Genomic DNA, 7,143 nt, shown 5'->3' with positions numbered 1-7,143 from the left:
TGCGCCGGCCTGGGTCATGCGGTTCCACGCGGCCTGCTGCACGGTGGTGTTGAAGGTGCCGGAAGCGTCGGTCACCACGAACACGTCGAAGCCTTCGGCCAGCGCCGACAGGGTCGGGAAGGCCACGCACACATCGGTTACCACGCCGGCGATGATCAGCTGCTTGCGGCCGGTGGCCTTGATCGCCTTGACGAAGTCTTCGTTGTCCCAGGCGTTGATCTGGCCTGGGCGCGGGATGTACGGGGCGTCCGGGAACATCTCTTTCAGCTCTGGAACCAGCGGGCCGTTCGGGCCTTGTTCGAAACTGGTGGTGAGGATGGTCGGCAGGTCGAAGAACTTCGCCAGGTCGGCCAGCGCCAGCACGTTGTTCTTGAACTCGTTCGGCGAGAAGTCCTGGACCAGGGAAATCAGGCCGGTCTGGTGATCGACCAGCAGGACTACGGCGTCGTCTTTGTTCAGGCGGTTGTAGGTGGCGTTGGTCATGGTGGAAATCCTTTTGTTCGAGAAGTGTGTTTTGGGTGGTTGCCGCTAGGTGTGGCCAGATTAGGGCGTTCTCGAAACGGGATAAATCGGGTGAAAACGGTATGACTGTCTCGCTCTGGTGGACAACGAATGGAGGGCGACGGGCTGTTGGTGTGGGTCGCGACAAATGGCGCTATGCTTGCGTCACTTGTCGCACCTCAAGGAGTACGCCATGGCCGTCGCCGACACCTATGCCCGCAAGTCCCTCCGTGCCAGTCGCCGGCCGACGGAGTACCTGCTTCGAGAAGAGGCCGGGCTGCTCAGCCCTGTCATGGTCTACCGCCTTACAGCCAAGGGGTTTGACCTGAAGGATGTACAGGCGATGCTGGCGCTGTCCGAGCTGTATTCGACGCGCAAGATCATGAGCCGCATCGTCGGCAAGTCTGTGCGCACGTTGCAGCGCCAGGGCAGCAAGGAGTCCGCCCACCTCAATGCCCAGCAAAGTGCCGTGGCCTTCCAGTTCGCCCGGGTCCTGGAGCGTGCCATCGAAGTATTCGGTTCGCTGAGGCTGGCCGAGGAATGGCTCGGGCGTCCGTGCAAGTACCTCGACGGCGATATACCGCTGGATGTGATCGACAACCCGGTCGGATTCCAGGCGGTGGAGGATTACCTGGAGCGCATCGAGCACGGGGTCTATCAGTGAATCCGTTGCCATGGTCCGGTGGCTGGTACGCATGGCGCCTCGATCGTGAGGTATACAAGGATTCCTGGGACAGCGGCATCGGTGCGCACAAGCTCGGCGGGCGCTGGAATCCGCCGGGGCGCAAGGTGGTCTACGCCGCGGCGGACCCTTCGACCGCCATTCTCGAAGTGGCGGTGCATCTGGGCTTCGATGCGCTGGACACGGTGCGCCACGTGCTCACCTGTTTCGAAATACTGGACCCTACCCTGATCAAGGTCGTACAGCCCGAGGACGTGCCCAATCCGGTCTGGCTCAGCAGCGCGGCAGCTTCGCCCAACCAGCAGAAATTCGTCGATGCCTTGCTGGCAGAGCATGCCTTCGTGTTGATCCCGTCGGCGGTGAGCCGGCATTCGTGGAATCTGCTGATGAGTTGCGAGCTGGCGGCGGGGAAGTATCGGGTGGTGAGGCAGGAGCGGTTTGGGCTGGATACGCGGTTGGTGAAGGGGTAGTGCCATGTTTTCCGCGCAATGAATGCTGTGATTTAATCGCGCGCCCCTGCATCGTTGGTAGATAGGTTGCAGATGCTGTCGGGCGAGCGATGCGACCACGCGAATCAATAAGGAGATTATTTTGCTCAAGGCAATGACCGCCTCGTTCCTGCTGCTTTGCGGCACTCTGGCATACGCTGCGCAACCTGCGGCGCCGTTGAGCCCTGCCGCTGCACAGGAGATCGCCAACGTGTTCAGGGATCGCTACGAAAGCGACTTCAAGCGGGAGATGAGCAGGACCCACCAGATGGCCTTTCCCACCAAGGAGCAGTCGGTCGTCTATTCGAAATACATGAACAAGGCATTCTCTAGCGCCGGCTACAGTCTCGACGCAACGTTGAATGACTACCTGCACGCATTGCGCACGCCTGGTGTGGTCCTGTTCATGTCGAAGCTGAACCTCGAGACCTATGCGATTTTCCTCAAGTCCGATGCAGTGGGCGGGGCGTTCATGGAAACCGGGGCGATCTCGCAAAAGACCTTCGACTACGCCAGGGATATCGCCAGGGAAGTACCGATCAGCAATGCCGACTACATCTTTCAGGCAGATCCGGGCTACCGGATCGCGGCTATCGAAGGACTGCACCAGGACTACGAGCATCGTGAAGAACGGCTGATCGGTTATGTGAGGCAGGGCTCGGAAATCTGGGATGAGTGGTTGTATTTCGAAAGTGCGTCCCTGCCGGGTGAAGAACACGGCATGGGGCTGGTCGACCTGACCAAGGTCACCCCGGAAGAAATGCAGATCTGGAAGGCGCTGCTGGGCAAGAAGGTCAAGCTAGAAGGCACCTACTTCACTGCCCGTGGCGTCGAACTGGGCAGTGACAAAGGTACCAAGCGCATCAGGAACCCGAACTTCTTCGATCTGAAGCAGGAACTGGCGTTCAAGGTGCTCTGAACGACGGCAGTAACACAAAAAAGGCCTGCCCTTTTCAGAGCAGGCCTTTTCTTGGCCGTTAACGTTTACCTGACCCGGGTGGTCGCGGGGTCAGAGGCAACTACCCAAGAAACTACCCAAGAAACTACCCAAGAAACTACCCAAGAAAACGCTCCCGAGACGGTGCGAGAGAAGATCCTGTTGAAGTTGCGCCGACGCCCAACCACGACACGATTCGAACTGGCAAGAGAGTTGGGCCTGACCCCCGAAGGCATCAAGTATCACTTGAACAAGCTACGGACAGAGGGGGTTGTGCGCCATATGGGCCCAACTAAAAGCGGGCGCTGGGAAGTGCTGAAGTAGACAGGATTCAGCCTCGAAAAACAAAAAAGGCCCAGGTTTCCACCTGGGCCTTCTCATGTATGGCGCACTCGGCGGGATTCGAACCCACGACCCCCCTTCGGAGGCCAATGCGGTACAGGAATCTTGGTTGGCGGCAAGCGTTCAAAAATGCCTCTAAGTGCCGTCCTGCAAAGCTTTGGCCTTATCTAGCTGCCTACAGTTTATAGCTCTTAGCGGTATCTAAGGGTGGTTATCTAGGGCACAAAAAACGAAATGGGCCCCAGCGATTTTGACACCTAGCCAGCCCCTGGCTCGTCCTCCCGCCTTCTCACCGAACCTGAGTTTCGACAAGCGGCTGGCGGCCTAGGGGCAGCGACTTGTTTTGTTGCCCTCTGCTGTTGCTTTTACATATAGGCAACCCAGGAGTGCGCAAGCCCCAACGTTAGCAATGCTTTTCTGGTGGGAGACTCTACCCTCGCAGGGGCCAAAGCCGTGCAAGATGCGTCGGGGTTAGTGCGGCAGTTAGCTCACTCGTCCTTGGCGTTTATCTCGGCAGAGATTTCGCCAAACGACTCCCAGTGGCCAACCAGTTCATCAACGCGATCAGGAATGCGCGGTGACTTACTGAGCACCAGACAGCGGGTCGTACCCACGTATTCCTCAAGGAGGTAGAGCGTGTCCCCAACGTCGACGCCCATTTCCTGTAGAACGTCGTCAGGCAGGCGAATGGCGCCATCGCCGTCCCAGTCTTCGATCACAACGTGATGTTTCATCGCGGCTCCAGAAGACGGTTGGATGAGATGTCCGCAGGGGGAGGCAGTGGCACGCTGCCAACTAAGTCCCGCGGCGCAGGCCGGTAGCATAGCAAAGAGCGGGCAGGCTCAGGGAGAGGTAACGAACGCGTCTACCCAGCCATTGCTGCCGGTGGACGAAAACTCACCCGAGCAACTCAACTGCGCAAGTCGGGAACGAGCACCCGGAATGGGGCGTCAGGAATGCGCTCAATCGATTCAGACCACGAACAGAGCGATACCAGATGCCAGGCACTTACCCGCTGCATGATGCGCCAAATGACGCTACAATAATGCCATATGTCGCATCTGGAGGAATGCTCTATGGTTTCCGCCGACACTCGCACTCGCACTCGCAAGGCAGCACCCGCCGCCCGTAGGCCAACGGAATACCTTTTCCAAAGTGACTCTGACCAGCTCAGTCCGGTCATGGTCTACAGGCTCACGGTCAAAGGCTTCGACCTGAAAGACGTGCAAGACATGCTTGCGATTTCTGATCTGTATTCGACGAAGAAGATCATGAGTCGCATTGTGGGCAAGTCCATCAGGACGATTCAGCGCCAGGGCAGCAAGCAACCAGCACACCTCAACTCCCAACAGAGCGCCGTGGCATTTCAGTACGCGAAGGTGCTGGAGCACGCGATCAATGTATTCGGCACTCAAAAGCTGGCCGAAGAATGGCTAGGGCGCCCTTGCAAGTATCTGGACGGTGACGTGCCGCTGGACGTTATCGACAACCCAGTGGGTTTTCAGGCAGTCGAGGACTATCTGGAGCGCATCGAGTACGGGGTCTATCAGTGAACCCATTTCCCTGGTCTGGCTCATGGTACGCATGGCGCCTCGACCGTGAGCTCTACAAGGACACCTGGGACAGTGGCATTGGTGCCCACAAGCTGGGTGGCCGCTGGAACGCACCGGGGCGAAACGTTGTGTACGCATCGGCAGATCCCTCAACCGCCATCCTGGAGGTGGCGGTGCATGCCGGCTTCGATGCGTTGGATACGGTTGCGCATGTGCTCACATGCTTCGAAGTGCTTGATCAAAGCCTTATCAAGGTCGTACAGCCTGAAGATGTTCCCAATCCTATCTGGCTGACGAGTGCATCCGCTTCACCTAACCAGCAGAAGTTTGCAGACGCCCTGCTGGCCGAGCATCCGTTCGTACTCATCCCATCCGCCGTCACTCGCCACTCTTGGAACTTGCTTGTCAGTCGCGAGCTGGCCGATGGCAGGTATCGAATGATCAGCCAAGAGCGCTTCGGCCTGGATACGCGTCTCGTTAAGGTCTGAGTGGCTTGCGCTGGCTGAGCCAGCAGTGTCTTTCAGGTGAATGCCTTAAGATTGCGTGACAGCTCTTCACGTAGCCGTAGCACCAGGACGTGTACCGGCCAGAACAACAGGCCCTACCTGTCCCCCCCTGATTTACAACGCCCCAGCCTACGGCACAGCAACCAAGCCAGTGAAAGCTCACTTGGGCCTTTAAACTGACGCCGCTCTTTTTGAGTAGGAAACGACGGGATACCACCGGGGAAATTCACTATCCCCATGCCGCACCCAGCTAATCCACCAGCAGCTCACTGATAGGTCATCGAGACTTCGCTCTATAGCCACCGTGGCTGCGCTGGCTTGCCGCAGGATGGCAGTGGCAGTCCCGCAAAAACCACTGAGCTGCCACATACGCTCACAGGGATCTCTTCGCCGAACTAGCCAAATACACCCTCGTGACGACAGATCCCTCCGCCAAATCGCAAATATCCAGCGTGCGCCCCCGGAATAAATCGTTAAACCTCGACTGGCCTGGCTTTTCACTCACTCTATTCAAATGACACCACCCCTGCGGACCATTAAACGGAGCCCACCCGACAGGACAAATACGTATCATGAGGCAGCGGGTTAGCTTGGTAAGCTCGCTCTCAGACAACCTTTGTCGATGTGGCCGTCATGGAAGAAAGCGCGCAACAGCGTTCAGAACGCTATGTATCCGCCCGCAGCCAGCACCCCGCTTGGCTTTTGCTTGCCTCGCGGCGTGCTCCGCTCGTATTGGGCTGCCTGCGCACGCTGTTCGAGCGGGCGCATGATGGGATCCCCATGGAGGATGCGCTGCAAGCGCTGTCCGAAATGCTGGCTGCTTATGCCAGCCAGGAACTTTACGAAATCGACCCAGATGCAACGCATCTCCAAGCAGGTCGTGAACTTCGTGAATGGATCAAGCGGCGTCTGGTCGTAGAACGAGAGGGGCGTATCTATGCAACCGACGCGTTGGAGTCCGCCATCCAGTTCGTCGATTCGCTGGATAGTCGGATCATGACTTCCACGGCATCTCGCCTTTCGGTGGTTCAGCGCGAGATCGAAAACCTGGAAACGGGTCTGAACCCCAGCCCAACTGGCCGTATTGCCAGCCTGCGCCGCCGAATACAGGATTTGGAGCACGAGCTAGCGCAGGTAGAGGCTGGCAACGTCATCGTGCTTGATGAAGCGCAGGCGATAGAGGGCATACGCGAGGTATATAACCTGGCCACCAGCCTACGCGCGGACTTTCGACGAGTTGAAGACTCTTGGCGCGAGGCGGATCGCGCCCTTCGATACTCGATCATCAGCGAGCAGTCTCACCGTGGAGAAATCGTCGATCGGTTGTTGGACGGGCAAGATGCTCTACTCAACACTCCCGAGGGGCGTGTCTTCGAAAGCTTCCAGCAGCAACTGAGGCAGTCCGCTGAGCTGGAAACCATGCGTGAGCGTTTGCGCACCATCCTTCGTCATCCAGCGGTTCCAAAGGCACTGAATCGTCCCCAGCAACGTGAGCTACGTTGGCTGGCGTTACGCCTGGTTCGGGAGTCGCAGGCTGTGCTCCAAGCGCGCGCCCGAAGCGAGCGCGATGTTCGTGGCTTCATGAAGACGGGGCTGGCCGCCGAGCATCATCGCGTCGGACAGTTACTCAACGACTTCTTCAATCTAGCGCTCAGCGTCGACTGGCAACGCCAGTCAGAACGCCGTAAGCCTGCATGTTTACCACCAGTTGGCGTAGCCATTACCGGTATCCCGGCAATCGAGCGTCTCCGCTTCAAGACCCTGGATGACGATGATACGGGCGAGCTGGATCTGAGTTTGAAGCCAGCGGGGTTGGAGCAGATTGATGATGACTTCTGGGATGCCTTCGACGGGCTGGATCGTGAAGCGCTGATTCAGGACACCCTAGCTGTGCTGGCGGAGCAGGGGCGCCCTGTGAGTCTCGGGGAGCTTGCGTCTTTGCTTCCACCTGCTCACGACCTAGAAACCTTTGCGCTCTGGTTGGCGATGGCACGCGAGGCAGGTATTGAGGTGCTGAAAGAGGAGCGTCAGCTCGTGGAGCTAGTTGACGAGGATGAGCAACGCTGGCGCTTCAATCTGCCTTATGTCGGACTCGACCACGAGGCACTCAAGGACATCGATTGGGAGTTGTGAG

Annotated in this window: 9 protein-coding genes; 7 read left to right on the top strand and 2 right to left on the bottom strand. The window is 58.2% G+C overall.

Going from position 1 to position 7,143, the window contains the following annotated elements:
• Window positions 1-483, bottom strand: a 483-nt coding sequence (gene ycaC / locus N7650_RS25055; protein ID WP_279900484.1) for an isochorismate family cysteine hydrolase YcaC, incomplete at its 3' end; no start/stop codon positions are given.
• 211 nt (window positions 484-694) lie between these two features.
• On the opposite strand from ycaC, the gene N7650_RS25050 reads away from it, so the two are divergent.
• From N7650_RS25050 to N7650_RS25035, 4 genes are all read left to right on the top strand, one after another.
• Window positions 695-1,165, top strand: a complete 471-nt coding sequence (locus tag N7650_RS25050) for an antitoxin Xre/MbcA/ParS toxin-binding domain-containing protein (protein ID WP_009400156.1) — start codon at window positions 695-697, stop codon at window positions 1,163-1,165.
• The gene (locus N7650_RS25045; protein WP_279900483.1) at window positions 1,162-1,653 is read left to right on the top strand and encodes an RES family NAD+ phosphorylase; all 492 of its coding nucleotides are present in this window, start codon (window positions 1,162-1,164) and stop codon (window positions 1,651-1,653) included. Before N7650_RS25050 ends, N7650_RS25045 begins: the two co-directional genes overlap by 4 nt.
• Before the next feature lie 121 nt (window positions 1,654-1,774).
• Window positions 1,775-2,590 carry a hypothetical protein gene (locus tag N7650_RS25040; RefSeq protein ID WP_279900482.1) on the top strand — a complete coding sequence of 272 codons (816 nt, stop codon included), beginning with the start codon at window positions 1,775-1,777 and terminating at the stop codon, window positions 2,588-2,590.
• Window positions 2,591-2,668: 78 nt separating this feature from the next.
• The gene (locus tag N7650_RS25035; RefSeq protein WP_347815659.1) at window positions 2,669-2,932 is read left to right on the top strand and encodes a winged helix-turn-helix transcriptional regulator; all 264 of its coding nucleotides are present in this window, start codon (window positions 2,669-2,671) and stop codon (window positions 2,930-2,932) included.
• A 506-nt stretch (window positions 2,933-3,438) separates the two neighbouring features.
• Here the strand turns inward: N7650_RS25035 and N7650_RS25030 are convergent.
• Window positions 3,439-3,684 (bottom strand): AbrB/MazE/SpoVT family DNA-binding domain-containing protein, encoded by a 246-nt coding sequence (locus N7650_RS25030; RefSeq protein WP_003294186.1) that lies wholly within the window; start codon window positions 3,682-3,684, stop codon window positions 3,439-3,441.
• Between the two features lie 342 nt (window positions 3,685-4,026).
• On the opposite strand from N7650_RS25030, the gene N7650_RS25025 reads away from it, so the two are divergent.
• The 3 genes from N7650_RS25025 to N7650_RS25015 all read left to right on the top strand — a co-directional run bounded on the left by N7650_RS25025 (window position 4,027) and on the right by N7650_RS25015 (window position 7,142).
• Window positions 4,027-4,503 (top strand): antitoxin Xre/MbcA/ParS toxin-binding domain-containing protein, encoded by a 477-nt coding sequence (locus N7650_RS25025; protein ID WP_003294185.1) that lies wholly within the window; start codon window positions 4,027-4,029, stop codon window positions 4,501-4,503.
• On the top strand, window positions 4,500-4,991 hold the full coding sequence (locus N7650_RS25020; RefSeq protein ID WP_031668293.1) for an RES family NAD+ phosphorylase: 492 nt from the start codon (window positions 4,500-4,502) through the stop codon (window positions 4,989-4,991). The genes N7650_RS25025 and N7650_RS25020 overlap by 4 nt, the downstream gene beginning before the upstream one ends.
• A 651-nt stretch (window positions 4,992-5,642) precedes the next feature.
• Complete coding sequence (locus N7650_RS25015) at window positions 5,643-7,142, top strand: DUF3375 domain-containing protein (protein WP_071534481.1); 1,500 nt, start codon at window positions 5,643-5,645, stop codon at window positions 7,140-7,142.
• The last annotated feature ends 1 nt before the right edge of the window (window position 7,143 follow it).

The sequence above is a fragment of the Pseudomonas sp. GD04058 genome, from assembly GCF_029836855.1.
GTDB lineage: Bacteria > Pseudomonadota > Gammaproteobacteria > Pseudomonadales > Pseudomonadaceae > Aquipseudomonas > Aquipseudomonas bharatica.
This window is presented reverse-complemented; position numbering and strand designations above follow the sequence as displayed.

Excerpts from the sequence above, each read along its gene's own strand:
- N7650_RS25050 (WP_009400156.1), top strand. The coding sequence starts at position 695 with ATGGCCGTCGCCGACACCTATGCCCGCAAGTCCCTCCGTGCCAGTCGC.
- N7650_RS25015 (WP_071534481.1), top strand. The coding sequence starts at position 5,643 with ATGGAAGAAAGCGCGCAACAGCGTTCAGAACGCTATGTATCCGCCCGC.
- N7650_RS25030 (WP_003294186.1), bottom strand. The coding sequence starts at position 3,684 with ATGAAACATCACGTTGTGATCGAAGACTGGGACGGCGATGGCGCCATT.
- N7650_RS25025 (WP_003294185.1), top strand. The coding sequence starts at position 4,027 with ATGGTTTCCGCCGACACTCGCACTCGCACTCGCAAGGCAGCACCCGCC.